This window comes from Oscillibacter valericigenes (genome assembly GCF_021531915.1).
In the GTDB taxonomy this organism is placed as follows: domain Bacteria; phylum Bacillota; class Clostridia; order Oscillospirales; family Oscillospiraceae; genus Oscillibacter; species Oscillibacter valericigenes_A.
In genome coordinates, this window is the sequence record NZ_JAFBIV010000028.1 from 1 (window position 1) to 16,155 (window position 16,155).

Consider the following 16,155-nt stretch of genomic DNA (forward strand, 5'->3'; position numbering starts at 1 on the left):
CCCCCCCATGGTCCCTCAGCGATCCCCCCGCCCCGGCGGGCAGCACCCTGGCCCAGCTGGTGGAACCGGGAACGCGCTTCACCGCCCCGGCCACGGCAGAGGAGATGGACAGCGCCGTCCGCTATATGCTCTCCTCCAACAGCAATCAGCTGACACTCAGTTATCCAGAGCTCACCGCAGTCACAGCCCGCCAGATCCTGAATAATGCCCTGATAACTGTGAAGCAATACAGTGAGCAGAGCTATAACAGCGCCTCCTGCACCTACAACGCTCTGGGGACCATGACCATCACCTTCTCCTCCACCGCCGCCCAGGAGGAGCTTTCCGCTTTCCGGGAGGCCACCATGGACGCCGCCCTGGCGGTGCGGCAGCAGCTCTGGGAGAAGGGACAGCTGACGGACTCCATGACCCAGTGGGAAATGGCCCGGGTCTACTACGGCTGGATCTGTGAGAACTGCGTCTATGACAGCAGCGCGGGAACGACCTCGCTCAGCCACCTGCCCTACAGCCTGTTCCAGCGGGGCATCGCCGTCTGTGACGGCTACACCGGGGCCTATAACCTGCTGCTGAAGCTGGAGGGCATCCAGTGCACCTCCGTATTCAACGACAGCCACATCTGGACCTCCGCCGTTCTGGACGGCACCGAATACCACATCGACACCACCTGGGGCAACGAAGGACAGCGCGTCAACTACGCCTTCTTCGCCATGACCCCGGCCCAGTCCCGCCTGTACCACGCCTGGTAACTGCCTCCGGTCACAACGAAATCCGCCCCGGACCTTGATGCGGTCCGGAGCGGATTTTTTTACGCAAAGGTGATGACCGTGCCGGTCTTGCCGTCCAGGGCGTCCAGGCACTTGTCCAGACTGGTGATGATGGCCTTCCGGCCGGGGTTGGCCCGGACGAACTTCATGGCCGCCTGGACCTTGGGCAGCATACTGCCCACGCCGAACTGGCCCTCCTCCACATACCGGGCAGCCTCTGCCAGACTCAGATGGCCCAGGTCCTGCTGGTTGGGCTTGCCGAAGTGGATGGCCACCTTTTCCACCTCCGTCAGGATCAGCAGGGCGTCGGCGTTGACCTCCTCCGCCAGCAGCTCCGCCGCAAAGTCCTTGTCGATGACCGCCGCCACGCCCTCCAGGGTGCCGTCGGGGTGCTCCACCACCGGCACGCCGCCCCCGCCGCAGGTGATGACGATGGCGTGGTCCCACAGCAGCCGCACCGCCTCGATCTCCACGATCTTTCGGGGCAGAGGCGACGCCACCACCCGGCGCCAGCCCCGGCCGGCGTCCTCCCGCATGGCATATCCCTTCTCCCGCTCCAGGGCCCGGGCCTCCTCCTCAGTATAGAAAGCGCCGATGGGCTTGGTGGGATTCCGGAAGGCCGGGTCGTTTCCGTCCACGATCATCTGGGTGGTCAGGGCCACCACCGGGTAGTTCCGGTTCCGGGCCGCCAGAGCGTATTTCAGCGCCTGCTGGATGTGGTAGCCGATATAGCCCTGGCTCATGGCGCCGCAGACATCGAAGGGCATGGGCGGAACCACGTCCTTGGCGGTCTCGCTGGCAAGCAATATGCGGCCCACCTGGGGGCCGTTGCCGTGGACGATGGCCATTTCATAGCCCCGGGCGCTGACCTCCGCCAGCTGCCGGGCCGTCCCCCGGACCACCTCCAGCTGGGCCTCGGCGGTGGGGGCGGCATTCCCGGACTGTAAAGCATTCCCTCCCAGGGCGATGACAAGTCGTTCAGCCATAGAAAAACTTCCTTTCCTCGTTTTCCCATAGCTTGCCCCTGGCCCGGGGAATTATCCGCAGCAAAAAACGACCCCTTGGGGCCGTTTTCTGTTATTCTCTTTTCCTCCGCCAAAGCAGCCATGCCAACAGCAAGCAACCTATAAAGGCAAGTCCGGCGGACAGCGCCAGCGGGAGCCGCAGGACTTCTCCGGCGGCAGGGGCGGGCACATACTCCCCCACTGTCATATAGCGGTACAACAGATACTGCAGTTCCAAAAACCAGGTCTCCAAAGCCCGCAGGATGGCAACCAGCACGCCGCCCAGCAGCAGGCACAGACTACCCACCACCGTCAGGGCGGTTCTCCGCTGACCGCGGCGGTTCTGACGGGCCAGCCGCTCCAGGTCCGGTGTCTGGCTGCCGGGGCCATCCCAGTCCTTTCCCCGGGCCAGCTGGTCCAGAGAGACGCCAAACAGCTCGCTCAGCTCCACCAGTTTGCTCAACTCCGGTGTGGAGATGCCCAGCTCCCATTTGGAGATGGTCTGCCGGGCCACGTCCAACCGCTCCGCCAGCTGCTCCTGGGAGAAGCCCGCCGCAGCCCGCAGCGTCTGGAGCCGCCGTCCAAAGGTCTGTTCCGTCATCGTATCCATGAGGTGCCACCCGCTTTTCAGTGATTTCCCCTATATGATACGCGTTTCAGCAGGTTTCGTCCAGCACCGAAAGGCGGCAATTCCGCAACGGACCGTTGCAAAGGATCATCAGCCCTCCGGGTGCCGCGCCCGGACCACCGAGAAGGCCTCCTCCGCCACGGCGATGGTCTCCGCGATGTCGGCGTCGGAGAGGGCGTAGTTGATGAAGTGGTTGTGGTGGGTTGTGAAGAACACGCCCCGCTTCACGCACTCGGCGATCCACTCCTGATGGAGCATCAGGCTGGGATCGTCCGCCAGCCGTAGGTAGAACAGGCTGGGCATACCGGACACATGGAGGTCGAAGCCATACTTCTTACCCGCTTCGATCAGGCCGTCCCCCAGCTTTTTACCCTTCTCGTTGAGGACGCGGGGCAGGTCCAGCTTCTTCATCTTCTCAATGCAAGCGATACCGGCGGCGAAGGGCACAGCGGACAGCCAGTAGCTTCCCGTGTAGCTCATGCCGGAGACGGTGTTTTTCAAAAAGTCCTGACCACAGAGGGCGGAGACATTGTAGCCGTTGGCCAGAGCCTTGCAGAAGCAGATCAGGTCCGCCTTGAAGCCGAAGTAGTGGTCGCTGCCCGCAAGATCGATGCGCCAGCCCGCCCGCACGTCGTCCACGATCAGGACGGTGCCGTTGTCGGTGCAGAGCTTGCGGACCTTCTGCCAGAAGCCGTCGGCAGGCAGCTCGTTATCCTTGAAGTTGCCGTGCATGTAGGGCTGGCCGATGACGGCGGCGATCTCGCCCTTGTACTGGTCGAACAGCTCTGCCAGCGCGTCGAAATCGTTCCAGTCCACATACAGGTTGTGCATCACGTCCTCCTCCAGAACGCCCGCATAGTCCATCTTCTGAGTCCAGGGAGACACGCCGTGGTAGTAGCCCTTGAAGAACACGATCTTCTTCCGGTGGGTGTAGGCCCGGGCAGTCATGATAGCCAGGGTGGTAACGTCGTTGCCGTTCTTGGCGAAGAAGGCCCAGTCGGCGCAGGCCACTGTGTCCACCAGCAGCTCCGCGAAGTCGATCATCTTGGTGGAGGGCACCGTGACGCAGTCCTCCAGCGCCCGCTGTTTGCGGGCTGCCTCGTCCACGTCCGGGTCGTGATAGCCCAGGATATTGGGGCCGTAGCCGCACATGTAGTCGATCATCCGGTTGCCGTCCAGGTCCCAGAAATAGCTGCCCTCCGCCCGGGAGGAGAACATGGGCCAGGCCTCGATGGGGGTGTAGCAGCCCTCGGCGGGGCCCTGGTGGCCGTAGATACCGGAGGGGATCACCTTGCAGGCCCGGAGATACGCTTCCCGGCTCTTGGAATAGTCATTGATCTTCATATCCGTCCCTCCTTATCCGAGATACACCGCCACCCGGTCCAGGATGCGGTTGATGTTGTCGATCTGAGAGATCATGCCGCCGATGCGCACCTGTCCGGCGCCCACCGCCGCGATGGCGTTGACCTTGCCGTCAAACAGGTCCCGTGCCAGGCGCATGTCCCCGAACTCCATGTAGGACAAGGGATGCTCCGGGGCCTTGTGGATGGTCAGCAGCCGGTGGTCCCGGCAGCACAGGGCCGCCGCGGGGCCACCCACAATGGACAGCTTTGCCGTGCCGTCCACGATATTGGAAGCGGAGAATTGGCCGATCTTGTCCTCGTTGGCCACCTGGGCGATGGCCTCGGCGATGACGTGGAACATCAGGGTGGTGGAAACACGGAAAAACTCCGGGTCCTCCAAGGCGCCGGGCTCCGGCTTCAGCAGGGCCGACAGCCGGTCCGTCAGCTTGGTGAAGGGGCCGGTCAGGAAGCCGATCTTGGTAAAGCCCTTGCTGGGGATGGGGGTGACGGTGCCGTCGATGAGGCCGTTGAACTTCTCGCAGCTGGAGAAGGGCAGCTTCACCTGGCAGCGGTCCACGCCCGGGGCCATGCGGCACTTTCCGCCGCCGAAAAACAGCGTGGCGGAGGGGCCGTCCTTCACGGCGAAGCCCACGGAGACCGTTTTCCCCGCAATCAGCTCCGCAGCCTCCCCGTCCAGCTCGCACAGGTACGGCAGCGCCCCCAGCACGGCAAAGAGGTTGATATACGCCATGGTCCTTGCATCTTTCATAGTGCTCTCCGATCTCCCGCCCTTCCCGGCGGGCCAGAATGGTAAAATTATAAACCGGATCGTCCCCTGGCGCAAGTGGCGCTGCGACCCCCACCGGGTGTGGAGCCATGTGATTTCCGCCAAAAAATCTCCGGAGCTTTTGTGCGATTGAGGAAAACCGTCCCGGTCCGGTTGACCATTTTCCCCCGTGATGGTAGTATGAAGCAACAAGGGCGAAGGCTCCGGAGCCTTCCCATTCGTTTGATTTCAAAGAAAGAAGAGGGAACTATGAAGAAGGAATACGATGTGCTGGTCATCGGCCCTGTCTCCCTGGACCACAACATTGACTATCAGGGCAATGAGCGCAAGGAAGTGGGCGGTGCCGTGGTGGCATCCGGCTTTGCCGCCGCCAAAAGCGGCAATAAAACCGCCCTGTTCACCAAGCTGAATCCCGCCGACGCGGATGTGGAGGCCCGGTTCAAGGACTCCGGCGCTGACGTGTACTGGAAGGAATCCAAGGCCACCTGCTCCATCCGCAACCAGTATTTCACCGCCGACAAGGAAAAGCGGGCCTGCACCTCCATGGGCGTGTGCGACCCCTTCAAATTCGAGGAGCTGCCCGATATCGACACCAAGATCTACCACTTCGCCGGCCTGGTGTACGGCGACTTTGACGGCGCCCTGTTTGCCGAGGCCGCCAAGCACGGCAAGGTGGCCGTGGACGTGCAGTGTCTGCTGCGCCATGTGGAGGCTGACAAGACCATGGCCTTCCACGACTGGGCGGAGAAGATGGAATACCTGCCCTGCATTGACTATCTCAAGACCGATGCCGCCGAGGCAGAGATCCTGACGGGCCTGACTGACCGGGTCGAGGCCGCCAAGCTACTGCACAGCTGGGGCGCCAAGGAGGTCCTCATCACCCACAACACGGAGGTGCTGGCCTACGACGGTCAGAACATCTACACCTGCCCCATCAAGGCCCGGAACCTGTCCGGCCGCACGGGACGGGGCGACACCACCTTCGCCGGCTACATCACCGAGCGCCAGCGGGCGGATATCAAGGATGCCTTGCAGTACTGCACCGCCCTGGTGTCCCTGAAAATGGAGACTCCCGGTCCCTTCATGGGCACCCGGGAGGACGTCCTGAACTATATCCGGGAGTTCTATTGAGCTTTGCTTTGAAAAAGCGCACCTGCTCTCGCAGGTGCGCTTTTCGTGAAAACTTCAAAAAATGCGCCCGGTAAGGGAAAAAACAAGGGAAACCCACGCTCGGAAGCACAAGAAAAACCTCGTAACCATTGCGGTTACGAGGTTTCTTTCTGGAGGTGACACCCGGATTTGAATCGAGCAAGCCGGGTTTTAGCCTGTTTTATCGCATGTTGGAAAGTGTTGCGCTGCAAGGGTTTCCGCAATTTCAACTCTTTAGCTTATCCCGACTAAATCCACCTGATGTTATCCTCATAAGGCTAAAAATAAGGCTAAATTTTGAGTCACGCAGGGCATGCCTATCCAGTTAAACAATGGGAATTCCCGTTTTCATCCATTATGAATGAAAACGAAAGCAACTCTCCAACGTACGTAAGCCGCTCAACTTATTAAAATTTGAGGCAAAACCGCGTTTCTCCAATCGTAATGATATCTCCACTTCGCAGAAGATTAGGCATGGCTATCGGCAAGCCATTCACACACACTTCCTGAACAAACTCCAGCGGTTCAATATACACAACGCCTTCTGCCGCAAAGATACGGGCACTGCGAGCAGGCAATTGGGAGAAAGCAATGTGCCCGCCCAATCCAACCAGCAACTCATCTACCAAGCCAAAATCAGTCTGTTTTCCAATATAAGAGCCTTGCTCTACCTCCAGACGCATATAAATTCCCTGATTGGGGTCGTTATCCAGTGAAACAGGTGCCTCGGAAGACTGTTCGGGCTGATCCCGCTTTTTGCGTTTAATAAACACTACAACTGCCAGAACGACTGCCGCTGCAGCCGCCAAAGCTCCGGCGATTACGATACCGCTCACAGCGGGCGCCTCTTTCTCTGCAGCCGCTGCATCCTGCAGCTCCGCATTCACTTCAGGAAGCGCTTCTTCTGCCGGAGGAGCTTCCGGTTCTCTTTCCTCAGCCGTCGGAGGGATATGATCTTTCTCTTCCGAACTCTCGTCAGGCAGCACCGTCTGCGTCTCCATACCGCTGCCTGTACCGCTGGATAAATTTGCCACCGCCTCGGTTTTGCCCAGCAACTGCGCCCCGGCAGCCAACGTCAGTTTTACGCTCTGCGGGCCTTTGGGGCCAGTATAACCGGACAGGTCAAATGCAGCCATACGCAGCAGATTCATCTCTGCTGTCATTTGTTCTGCCAACGCAGCAGGACTAAGCTCTGCCCCGGGAACACCGCAGCGTCCTCCGCCCGCTTCTGCAATGGCTTGCAACTTCTCAAGGGATGCCTGATCATCGCCAAAGCCTACTGCATGCAGCAATACACCCGCTTCACCAGCAAGCTCCAACAATTCCTCAAACGTCACCGCAGAACTTGGCGCATCCTCCACACCGTCTGTCAGCAATACAAGGCTGTGTATTTCTCCGCCGCGGCGCTGCCGTTTCGCCAGATAATCCAACGCTTTTGCCGTACCTTCATACAGTCTGGTGTTCTGTGTGCTGTAGCTGACCTGATCCAGAGCCGCAGCCAAATTCTCTCCATCCAGGTCATCAGCTACCAGTTCAAACTCATCACCGAAGGTAGCCAGCGCATATTTGCTGTCATCCGGGCAGGTGGCCGTATAGGCATCCATAAAGTCCAAGATCTCCTGTTTGTGCTTGGGCATGGAGCCGGATCGGTCCAACAAAAAAATACAATAGCTACCGCCATCTACCTGGGCAACCGTTTGCAAAGTCCCTGCAACCGGCAGTATGACTCCGTTTGTCTCTGCATTTACCTGTGTCACAGGATCGCTCAGTGCAGAGGTGTCCATCCACAGGTAAAGAATGTCATCCTGCACCAATGTCTGCACCACATCCACCTCTCCTGCCGCATAGGCAGAAACCGGCATCAACAGCATTACAAGACAGAGGGAAAGCAGGATTTTTAAATGTCTCATGTTTCTTCCTCCACAAACACAGTGATCAGTGAAAAATTGTCATTTCCCGGTGCCGCACGGCGGATATGCCGCAACAGCATATTTCTGGCCCACTGTGCAGGGCTCTCGGATTTCAGGAAATCAATCAGGATTTCCTCATCATATACATACTCCCAGAAACCATCCGAGCAGAGCAGGAACGCATCTCCCGGCACAACTTCTGTTTCTTCTCCCTCCGGACGACAGTTTTCCTTGCCCAGAACCCGCATCAGGCGAGTCCGGTCATCATCATGGTAAATATCCATGTAGGAAATCTCCCCGCCCATATATTTACGGTAAGTGACAGAGTGATCCTTCGTCACATGGGCTATCTGACCGCCGCTGAAATGGTACAGGCGGGAATCGCCCGCATATGCCCAGGCCGCCCGCTGATCCGCAATATGCAATGCCACCGCGGTCGTACGCATATCGGACTGCTCCGGACTGCTCTGTGCATTCAAAATCCTGTTGTTGGCGTCGTTCATCAAAGTCAGGAGCATTTCCGCAGAGGCCGTCTTCAGTGTGGTACACCCCTCATATATGCTATCCACAGCCATCCGGGAAGCCACTTCTCCGCAGCCGTGTCCGCCAAGGCCGTCTGCCAGGAGAAAAATACTTCCCGCCTCGCCGGAAGCACAGCGGACGCTGTCCTCGTTATGCTCCCGGCCGCCCTGGTTGGTGTAGGAATAGGCGGTTATTCTCATAGATCACTCCAAGTCCAGATAGATGGTGTTTTCGGCATCGCCCAGATAGAAAGAGCTCTTGGGCGCCATCTTGGTGGGCACATTGGGAGCAATGCGCTGTCCATTGGACAGGAACGTGCCGTACGTAGAGTTCAGATCCGTCACCACAAATGCATTGTCACCCTCGCTGTAATACACCTGGCAGTGCTTGGAACTGACGCCAGGCGTACCATCACGGTAAGCAATGCGGCAAACAGCCGGGTCACGGCCGATTTGGATAGGCTGATTGTGCAGTTGGACGGTCTGTCCGTTATGTTGGGCCGCCATGGAACGCACCACAGGAATAGGTTTCTTTCCCTCAGCCTCCTGTGCTTGGGCAGGCTTTTTCTTCTTACTCATCACAATGACGACAGCCACTACAGCAAGGATCACTACGGCAGCGATCGCAATGATCATTGTCATGTTGGAACTTCCCTTTTCACTGTAAACGCCGTATGCAATATCATTGCGGGTCAGAAGCGGCATGACCTCGCTGACGCTGACCGCATAAAACAGGTTCTGATCCAATGCAGAGCCGGCGGTATTGATACCGATGACAGTGCCGTTCTCCGTGGTCAGCGGGCCGCCGGAATTTCCGCCGCTCAGGGCGGCATCCGTTTGAATCAGCTTACGGCCGGTACCGCTCTCCGTCAGAAAGCGGCTGACACTGCCGGTAGTGACACTGGCGTCACTGCTGCTGAAAGAGGTCACTGCTTCCACAGTCAGATCTGCCGCCTGGGGGAATCCCACGGCATGAACAGTCGTGCCCAGCATATCTTCAGACGGTTCCTGCATCATAAGGGCGACCCGCTTATCGGTTGGCTCAGCCAGACGCAGCACAGCCACATCCTTTTCATAGTCATAATCCACCAGATAAGCCTCTTCCTCATCATCCTTGCCATACATGACCTTCAGTTCCCCGCCGCCGGACGCTTTGCCGGCCAGGATGAAATCTTCCACCACATGGCAGTTCGTAATGATATATTGGGGCTTTTCCCCCTCTTTGCCCACAAAGAAGCCCGTGCCGCGCCAGTAGTTCATCACCCCGTCCTTATCTGGGGCACCGGCATAAATCAGAATAATACTGTCCAGCACAGTTCTGTCAAACGCCGCCATTGCAGGCACTGCAGCCAATCCCATCATTAGAATCGTCAGTAAAGTTACGCCAAGAATGCGAAGCTTTTTCATATCGTTTCTCCTCTGTCCTGATTTTTCTTATTTGTAGGCAATCATAATCACTGTATAGTTATCCTGCTGCGGAAGCGCCTTTTCAGCCACAAAAGTCTCCAGCAGTCTGCAGCCTTCTTCAGGCTCCACGACCATTGCCTCCAGCAGCTCGGGCGGCGTCAGGATCCCGCTGATACCGTCAGAACACAGCAGCAGCCGGTCTCCGGGAAGGAGGTGCAGCGACTGTTGGCTCCTGTCGATCATCTTCAACTCGTCCATGCCCAGAAATGCCGTTAACCTTCGGCCGTCCGGATCTTCCTCCGCTCGGGCACGGTCAATAATTTCTTCTTCCAGCGCATCCAGATAAAGATCATTCAGGCAGGTATGCTCCCGGTTCACCTGGAACACACCGCCATTGCGCCCCAAAAAGATGGCGCTGTCACCCACACTGATCCAGTTCAGCGCATCCCCCAGGATGTGCACTGCTACCAGTGTTGTCCCGCTGCGCCCTGCGCACTGGTTGAAAATGTGCTGACTGACAGCATGGGTGCCCTCCATCAAATACTGTGAGATCTCTGCGTCCTCCGGCATCGAGCGGAAAAGTTCCAGAAAGCTCTCTACTGCGAGTTCGCTGGCGACCTTCCCGTCTTCCATGCCGCCCATACCGTCTGCCACTACGGCAAACAGTCCGCGGTGGGACATCTCTGTCACGTCGGCAGCGTTGGCAATTCCGAAGGAATCCTCCTGGTTTTCCCGGCAGCCAATGCCCTGCAGGTTTGCTATGCGGATGGTATTGGGCGGCTCTCGCCGCACAGGCGCCCCAGGCGCGGCAGGCACATCCGGAGCGGAAGCGCTCCGTCCAAAAATCCTGTCAAACAGTCCCATTTTCCGCTCCCATCTTCCAGGTAAAATGCTCTCCGCACAAAGGTACGAACATCAGCTTGGTCTCGCCAAAATCAATGATGTCGTAAGCCTTCAGCGGCATGGCGGAAAAAACCTCGTCATCATTGAGATACACGATATTCCGCCCGTCGCCGGGAATCAGATTGAACCTGTTGTTCTTGTCGCTGTAACTGACCTTGGCATGATTTTCCGCCGAGATCTTCATGTCACCGGTAATCACGATATCCATCCGGTCACTGCGGCCAATGGAGTTGATACCGCCGCGAATGGTATAGCTCTTGCCGCGGCTGGGGCCTTCCACGCAAACCAGCCAGCCGACTACCGGATCAAATCCCATTTTAGCCTGCATAACACCCACTGTCTTGCCGGCAGCAGTCACACTGGTTCCGTAACCGGCCGGAGCCGCCGTCCGCTCCGGCGCAGGAGCCGCGCCGTACCCTCTGGGAGGCATGGTCTTATTGGCGTCTGTAACACTCATCCCATAGCCCCTGGGCGGCATGGTCTTTCCGCCTTCCGCCACGGGTACGCGGTTCAGCGGTGCGGTAGGCTGGGGTGCCGTCACAGAAACAGGCGCTGTCCGGTTCATGTCCACCGTGCGGAGGGGAGCTGTACGTCCGGCCGCAGCCACTGTAATTCTTTGGTTTCCATTGCAGTATGGACAGGTGGGATGTACCTCAGGGTCATACAAATGTCCCCGCCCACATTCGATCTGTGCCATGGAAGACTCCTCCTCTGTTCGTTTAGTTGATGGTCACACTGGACACATGGTCCAGCGGAGACAGATCGGAGATTTGATTATCGTTATACTGGCGGATCTCCACGCTTTTCAGATTCCGCAGATTGGCCAACGGCGAAATGTCCCGGACATTTCGGGCAGACAGTGAAAGAGTCTGCAGATTGCTGAGATTCCCCAGCGGGCTGATGTCCCGTAACCCGTTTTTATAAGTGTAGTCATACAGATTCAGTTCCCGCAAATTCGTCAGCTTACCCAGCGCGGTAATGTCTGTTTCACCGTCACCCAGGCTGATCCGCAGGCTGGTCAGCTGACTCAGATTGCCCAGCGCCTCCTGATCAGCAGGGCGGCTTCCATTCTGGTAATATGCATACAAGGTCAATGTTTTGAGCTTTGTCAACTTTCCAAAGGGCTGATAGCTCTTCACTCCGGCAGATGTAGAAAAGCTTGTTAGCTCCGTCATATTTTCAATGCCGCTGAAGTCCACCATCTGGTAGTCCTTTGTGCCGGGAAGATACAGTTCCTTCACCTTTGTCAGCTTGGACAGGGCATTGACATTGGAATAGGTAGCATCATTGCCATAAAGGCGAAGCGTCTGCAGATTGGTCAGATTTGCAATGCCATCCAGATTTTCCAGGCCGTCCGCACTGAATTGAAGCGTCTGCAGTCTCGTCATATTGGAAAATGCATCCAGATTCTTCAGCCAGGGGTTATTGCTGCTACTGTTCCATATATTCAGTTCCTCCATGGCCGTCAGCCCCTTCAGCGCACTGACGTCCTGCAGGCCGGCGTCAACATACATATTGAGCTTTTTCAGAGAGGTCATCCCTTCCAGTCCCTTGAAAGACTTCAGACCGCTGCAGAAGAGTTCCAGAGTTTCCATCTGCGTCAGGTTGGAAAGGCCGCTGAGGTCTTCCACAAACACGCATGTAGAGTTGCCCGTATTTGTACTCAGGCGCAAAGTTTTGAGACTGGTCAACCCACTCAGCGCGTTCAGGCTGGAGATATTCATTTCTCCGTACAGCGTCAGTTCCTGCAGTTTATGCAGCCCTGCCAGAGGTTTCAGATCCTCCACCTGGTCCACTCCCAAAGCGAGTTGCTTCAGATTGGTCAGATTCTCTAGCGGGCTTAGGTCCGAGATGGTATTGCCGGTACCCCAGTAGCCGTCCATACCAAGATATTCCAATTCCGTCATACCGGAGAGTGGAGAAAGGTCAGAAATCGTATTCTTGAATGGGAGATTCAGTTCTTTCATCTTGGTCATGCCGGCCAAGGGCGAAAGATCAGAAATATTGGTATTTTCCGCCAAATTAAGATACATCATCTCTGTCATGCCCGCCAGGGGGGAAAGATCGGTGATGTCGTTTTCCCGCAGGTACAGATCCCTCAGCTGCGTCAGCCCTTCCAGACAGGAGATATCCGTAATATTATTTTTCTGCAGGTTCAGAGACTGCAGATTCACCATGTACTTCAAAGGCTCGATGTCTGCATCCGTCAGACCCATCTCATACAGGTTTAAATTCCGCAGATCTGTGCTGTATTCCTGACCCGCAATTGTGATGCTCGGAACCTCCGATTTGATCAGCGGCGGCCCGCTGGTGTTGCCGCTGCCGGAAGCGGCCGGCTTACTTCCGCCGCCCAGCAATGCCACAGCGCCCACTGCGACTGCAAGGCAGGCAGCCGCGATACCCGCGATCATCTTTGTGTTGTTTTTCTTGGCGGTAGCTGCTGCAGCCTTTTCCGCCGCCACAGAGGCAGGCACCGCCGCCTCGGTCATAGACTGCTCCTCGATGGCGCGCAGGAACTCCTCCGCGCTCTGGAACCGATCCTCCGGCTGCACAGCAAGGCCCTTCATGATGGCGTAATCCAGCCAGGCCGGGATCTCAATACCGCTGTCGGTGATGCTGACGATATCGTCCTTGTCCAGTCGTTCCAGAGATTCGGGCGGCAGATAGCCGGTAATCGCCGCGTACATACAGGCCGCGCAGGAATACACGTCTGTGTAAGGGCCCTGACGGCCGCGGCGGATGTACTGCTCCTTGGGAGCGTATCCAACCTTCAGGATAACATCCAAACTTTTGCTCTTATCACCAATGCTGTATCGGGCAGATCCGAAATCCAGCAGCTTCACATTGCCATCCTTGGAAATATAAATATTATCAGGCGTGACATCGCGGTGAATGAAGCCCTCCTGATGGACGGCTGTCAATGCCCGCAGCACCGGGATCATCACATCCAACGTCTCCTGCACGCTGACCCGGCCGCCCTGATTGGCAATATAGCTTTTAAAACTGACGCCCTCGATATAGTCCATAACGAAGTAGGACGTACCGTTCTCGTCAAAGTAGCTGGAAACACCGGCGATATTGGGATGGCCGATAAACTTGGCCAACGTCCGAGCCTCTTCCTGGAACCGTTCCGCGCCGTAAGCAAACTCATCCGCTTTATCGCCAGACACTACAGACACCGTGGTCTCCTGAATACGGCTGGCAATCTCGCTGGGCAGAAACTCCTTAACAGCCACCCGGGCATTCAGCTGCGTATCCAAAGCCAAATATGTAATGCCAAAGCCGCCCTGACCCAACACCCGTCCAACGATATATCGTCCATTCAGTACTGTCCCAACTGGCAAGGCAATGGGGTATTTTTCCGCGTTTTGTACCGGGTCAAACCCGCAGTATGGGCAGGTTTCCCCTCCTGCGTAGGATTGGAAACAGTTATAGCAAAGTTGCTCTGTTTCGCTCATCACTGCCATGGCAATTACTCCTTATTTCCCATATTGTCTCTTTTTTAGACAGTTCCAGTTTACTCTCAGTTTTTTCTTTCGTCAACTATTCCATAAAATTACAGTTCTCTTTCTTTGCAAAAAAGGCGGTATCTGCTGTTGAACCGGACCAGTAATAACGGGCAATAGACAAAAGGCTCCCTATGTAGGACAATAACTACATAGAGGGCGTTGTTATGTCAGGGAAAAAGGGGATGAAAAAGTATCCTCAAGGGATAAGAGCAGCGGTCATATCCAGAATCCGCGCAGGAGAGAGCCAGAATGCGCTGAGCAGAGAGTATGGAATTAGTCGGTGGGCAATTCAGTGCTGGTCAAAAGGAGATGTAATTCCGAAACAACGTGGACGCAAGCCAGCCAAAACATTAGCCGAGTACAAGTATGAAAATAAGCGTCTGAAAATGGAAAATGAATTGCTGTGGGGTTTTCTGCAGTGCGTGGAAAGGATGTGAAGGCCAGGATCAAGTATCAGGTAATTTTCAGGCACCGAAATCAATATGCAATATCCGTAATGTGCAGATTCTTTCAGGTATCATAGAGCGGATACTCGTTCCGCGCTCTTACAAATCATTTATTGGTAAGTTATAACGGTTGGTTAAACCGGCGGATCAGGTAAATCAGAAAGTCCCAACAGTCAAACTATTGGCAATCGCTACGGTGGCTGTTGCTCCTATCATTCATGCTCCTACTATACCTTAGCAGTCTATATTCCTATAGAAGATTATGGCAACTCGTTTTCAAAAAATGATGTAAAAACACCCCGGAACCCATTGCGCTGCAATGGGTTCCGGGGTTGTTTCTTTCTGATTCTGCGTGGGACGCGAAAAAAGTAAAATTATTTCCATTTTTTAGGTGTTTTGCTTGCGCCGTTGGTTTCTGCAACTACCGCAATTTACAAACTTATACCGAACAATGATAAGGGGGATGTTGACTGTCGGTGTTAGCGCTGGGCGGAATTAGCCAATCGGCGATTTTCTCCCGGCGTTAACATCGGCAAGTTTACAGGAGAGGATACTCAACGTATAACGTAGACGATTGAGAACGCAGGCACCGGAACTATTACATTACGACTACACATAACGTAAACAAAAAGATATGTTGACGATCGGCTACGTTATGCGTAACGAATGGGGCTTCCACATAAATGCCACATAGATTTTGGTATGATAGTCAATCCGTTGAAATCATGGTAAACTGATGCCGTATTTATTCAATGAGCTTCCCCGGAACGGGCCTTGTTATGCAGTGAGCTGAGGATGCGGAGCATCCCGGCAGGTTGAACGGCTTTTGTCAGGAATGCGCTTGCGTTCTCGAACGAAAACGTTGTGCGTATCCCTCTTTATAAAATGCCAAAAATAATTTCAAATTGGGCACAGATTAACACGAAGTGGCATCAGATAAACTCTCAGAAGTTTGACATCTGCGACATTTTGTGCTAATATGATCTTGCTTTTATTAGATATGCCCACTCCCGGTCAGTGGAGATTGCTAAGTTGTGAAGTGACCCTCGATGTGGTCGCTATGACTCTGCACACTTGTGCAGCATTGATTGCCCCTCAGGGGTATTGGGATCAGTTTCCGCCCGTCTGATGGTTTCTGTGGCTTTGCACCCATGGAACTTCAACGCCTGCTTACAGCATTGTTTGCAGGAATGTTGCGGGGATATGATCGGTTTGGGTTTTCCTGCTCTTGCAGGGATTGTAGGTACTGGGGAAAGCACTGTTTCGTTTGATTGTGCAATCCCATTTTTAGGATGAATATTGCTTACTAGAGGTCTGAAAAAGGCGAAAGCCGTTTTCAGGCCTTTTTGTATCCATTTTTAGATGATGAAAGCCCGGTTCCGGTTCAGGATCAGTCTCCCTGAACTGTTGCGGGCGAGGAGGTTTTTGTATGTTGAAGCTTTTTATTACCAGAGGAAATGATTTCAGACCGGTCTGGACTGCCGGTCACTCCCGCTTCTGGCAAAGCGTGAGGTCCTTTTATCATGTCATCCAGCTGTGCCAGCGGCTGGGCTTTGTATCCGGGCAGTCAGAGTGTCCGGCCGGTCATACAAAGCATCCCCAGCAAATCAGACCTGCACCGGAAGGTCGAAGAACACCAGCGGCATGTATGCTGCAGCCGTTCCCAACGGTCGTGTTCGCCGCAGTCTCACCAGACGGGGAGTTTCCATCTCTATGCGGCGTTGATACTAAACAGCCAATTTCATAAACAGAGACAGAGAACGGAACAGAGTTCCTAAGTGCTG

13 protein-coding genes are annotated in these 16,155 nt (G+C 55.6%); 3 read left to right on the forward strand and 10 right to left on the reverse strand.

Annotated features, from left to right (window positions below; all coding sequences use genetic code 11):
* A partial coding sequence (locus JQM66_RS11870) for a transglutaminase domain-containing protein (RefSeq protein ID WP_328284141.1) occupies nt 1-746 on the forward strand: 746 nt, incomplete at its 5' end.
* 59 nt (nt 747-805) lie between these two features.
* On the opposite strand, the gene arcC is transcribed toward JQM66_RS11870, so the two are convergent.
* The 4 genes from arcC to JQM66_RS11890 form a co-directional block, all read right to left on the reverse strand.
* Nucleotides 806-1,750: a carbamate kinase gene (gene arcC, locus JQM66_RS11875; protein WP_235230084.1), complete on the reverse strand. Its 945-nt coding sequence runs from the start codon at nt 1,748-1,750 to the stop codon at nt 806-808.
* A 91-nt stretch (nt 1,751-1,841) separates the two neighbouring features.
* Nucleotides 1,842-2,378: a helix-turn-helix domain-containing protein gene (locus JQM66_RS11880; protein WP_235230085.1), complete on the reverse strand. Its 537-nt coding sequence runs from the start codon at nt 2,376-2,378 to the stop codon at nt 1,842-1,844.
* Between the two features lie 108 nt (nt 2,379-2,486).
* Entirely contained in the window at nt 2,487-3,740 is a 1,254-nt protein-coding gene (locus tag JQM66_RS11885; protein ID WP_235230086.1) for an aminotransferase class III-fold pyridoxal phosphate-dependent enzyme, read from the reverse strand.
* Between the two features lie 12 nt (nt 3,741-3,752).
* Nucleotides 3,753-4,508, reverse strand: a complete 756-nt coding sequence (locus JQM66_RS11890; RefSeq protein ID WP_235230087.1) for a hypothetical protein — start codon at nt 4,506-4,508, stop codon at nt 3,753-3,755.
* Between the two features lie 267 nt (nt 4,509-4,775).
* Here JQM66_RS11890 and JQM66_RS11895 point away from each other — a divergent pair, with 267 nt between their 5' ends.
* Nucleotides 4,776-5,657: a PfkB family carbohydrate kinase gene (locus tag JQM66_RS11895; protein ID WP_235230088.1), complete on the forward strand. Its 882-nt coding sequence runs from the start codon at nt 4,776-4,778 to the stop codon at nt 5,655-5,657.
* 425 nt (nt 5,658-6,082) lie between these two features.
* On the opposite strand, the gene JQM66_RS11900 is transcribed toward JQM66_RS11895, so the two are convergent.
* From JQM66_RS11900 to JQM66_RS11925, 6 genes are read right to left on the reverse strand one after another with little or no spacing between them, the layout of a single operon-like run.
* Nucleotides 6,083-7,585 carry a VWA domain-containing protein gene (locus JQM66_RS11900; RefSeq protein ID WP_235230089.1) on the reverse strand — a complete coding sequence of 501 codons (1,503 nt, stop codon included), beginning with the start codon at nt 7,583-7,585 and terminating at the stop codon, nt 6,083-6,085.
* Nucleotides 7,582-8,307, reverse strand: a complete 726-nt coding sequence (locus tag JQM66_RS11905; protein ID WP_235230090.1) for a PP2C family protein-serine/threonine phosphatase — start codon at nt 8,305-8,307, stop codon at nt 7,582-7,584. Before JQM66_RS11905 ends, JQM66_RS11900 begins: the two co-directional genes overlap by 4 nt.
* A 3-nt stretch (nt 8,308-8,310) precedes the next feature.
* Nucleotides 8,311-9,513 (reverse strand): trypsin-like peptidase domain-containing protein, encoded by a 1,203-nt coding sequence (locus tag JQM66_RS11910; protein ID WP_235230091.1) that lies wholly within the window; start codon nt 9,511-9,513, stop codon nt 8,311-8,313.
* A 27-nt stretch (nt 9,514-9,540) separates the two neighbouring features.
* Entirely contained in the window at nt 9,541-10,377 is an 837-nt protein-coding gene (locus tag JQM66_RS11915) for a PP2C family protein-serine/threonine phosphatase (RefSeq protein WP_235230092.1), read from the reverse strand.
* Nucleotides 10,364-11,113 (reverse strand): FHA domain-containing protein, encoded by a 750-nt coding sequence (locus JQM66_RS11920; RefSeq protein ID WP_235230093.1) that lies wholly within the window; start codon nt 11,111-11,113, stop codon nt 10,364-10,366. The genes JQM66_RS11915 and JQM66_RS11920 overlap by 14 nt, the downstream gene beginning before the upstream one ends.
* 22 nt (nt 11,114-11,135) lie before the next feature.
* A complete protein-coding gene (locus tag JQM66_RS11925; protein ID WP_328284142.1) occupies nt 11,136-13,883 on the reverse strand; it encodes a leucine-rich repeat domain-containing protein in 2,748 nt (915 codons plus the stop codon).
* 224 nt (nt 13,884-14,107) lie between these two features.
* On the opposite strand from JQM66_RS11925, the gene JQM66_RS11930 reads away from it, so the two are divergent.
* A complete protein-coding gene (locus JQM66_RS11930) occupies nt 14,108-14,362 on the forward strand; it encodes a hypothetical protein (protein WP_235230095.1) in 255 nt (84 codons plus the stop codon).
* The last annotated feature ends 1,793 nt before the right edge of the window (nt 14,363-16,155 follow it).

Excerpts from the sequence above, each read along its gene's own strand:
- arcC (WP_235230084.1), bottom strand. The coding sequence starts at position 1,750 with ATGGCTGAACGACTTGTCATCGCCCTGGGAGGGAATGCTTTACAGTCC.
- JQM66_RS11880 (WP_235230085.1), bottom strand. The coding sequence starts at position 2,378 with ATGGATACGATGACGGAACAGACCTTTGGACGGCGGCTCCAGACGCTG.
- JQM66_RS11885 (WP_235230086.1), bottom strand. The coding sequence starts at position 3,740 with ATGAAGATCAATGACTATTCCAAGAGCCGGGAAGCGTATCTCCGGGCC.
- JQM66_RS11890 (WP_235230087.1), bottom strand. The coding sequence starts at position 4,508 with ATGAAAGATGCAAGGACCATGGCGTATATCAACCTCTTTGCCGTGCTG.
- JQM66_RS11895 (WP_235230088.1), top strand. The coding sequence starts at position 4,776 with ATGAAGAAGGAATACGATGTGCTGGTCATCGGCCCTGTCTCCCTGGAC.
- JQM66_RS11900 (WP_235230089.1), bottom strand. The coding sequence starts at position 7,585 with ATGAGACATTTAAAAATCCTGCTTTCCCTCTGTCTTGTAATGCTGTTG.
- JQM66_RS11905 (WP_235230090.1), bottom strand. The coding sequence starts at position 8,307 with ATGAGAATAACCGCCTATTCCTACACCAACCAGGGCGGCCGGGAGCAT.
- JQM66_RS11910 (WP_235230091.1), bottom strand. The coding sequence starts at position 9,513 with ATGAAAAAGCTTCGCATTCTTGGCGTAACTTTACTGACGATTCTAATG.
- JQM66_RS11915 (WP_235230092.1), bottom strand. The coding sequence starts at position 10,377 with ATGGGACTGTTTGACAGGATTTTTGGACGGAGCGCTTCCGCTCCGGAT.
- JQM66_RS11920 (WP_235230093.1), bottom strand. The coding sequence starts at position 11,113 with ATGGCACAGATCGAATGTGGGCGGGGACATTTGTATGACCCTGAGGTA.
- JQM66_RS11925 (WP_328284142.1), bottom strand. The coding sequence starts at position 13,883 with ATGGCAGTGATGAGCGAAACAGAGCAACTTTGCTATAACTGTTTCCAA.
- JQM66_RS11930 (WP_235230095.1), top strand. The coding sequence starts at position 14,108 with ATGAAAAAGTATCCTCAAGGGATAAGAGCAGCGGTCATATCCAGAATC.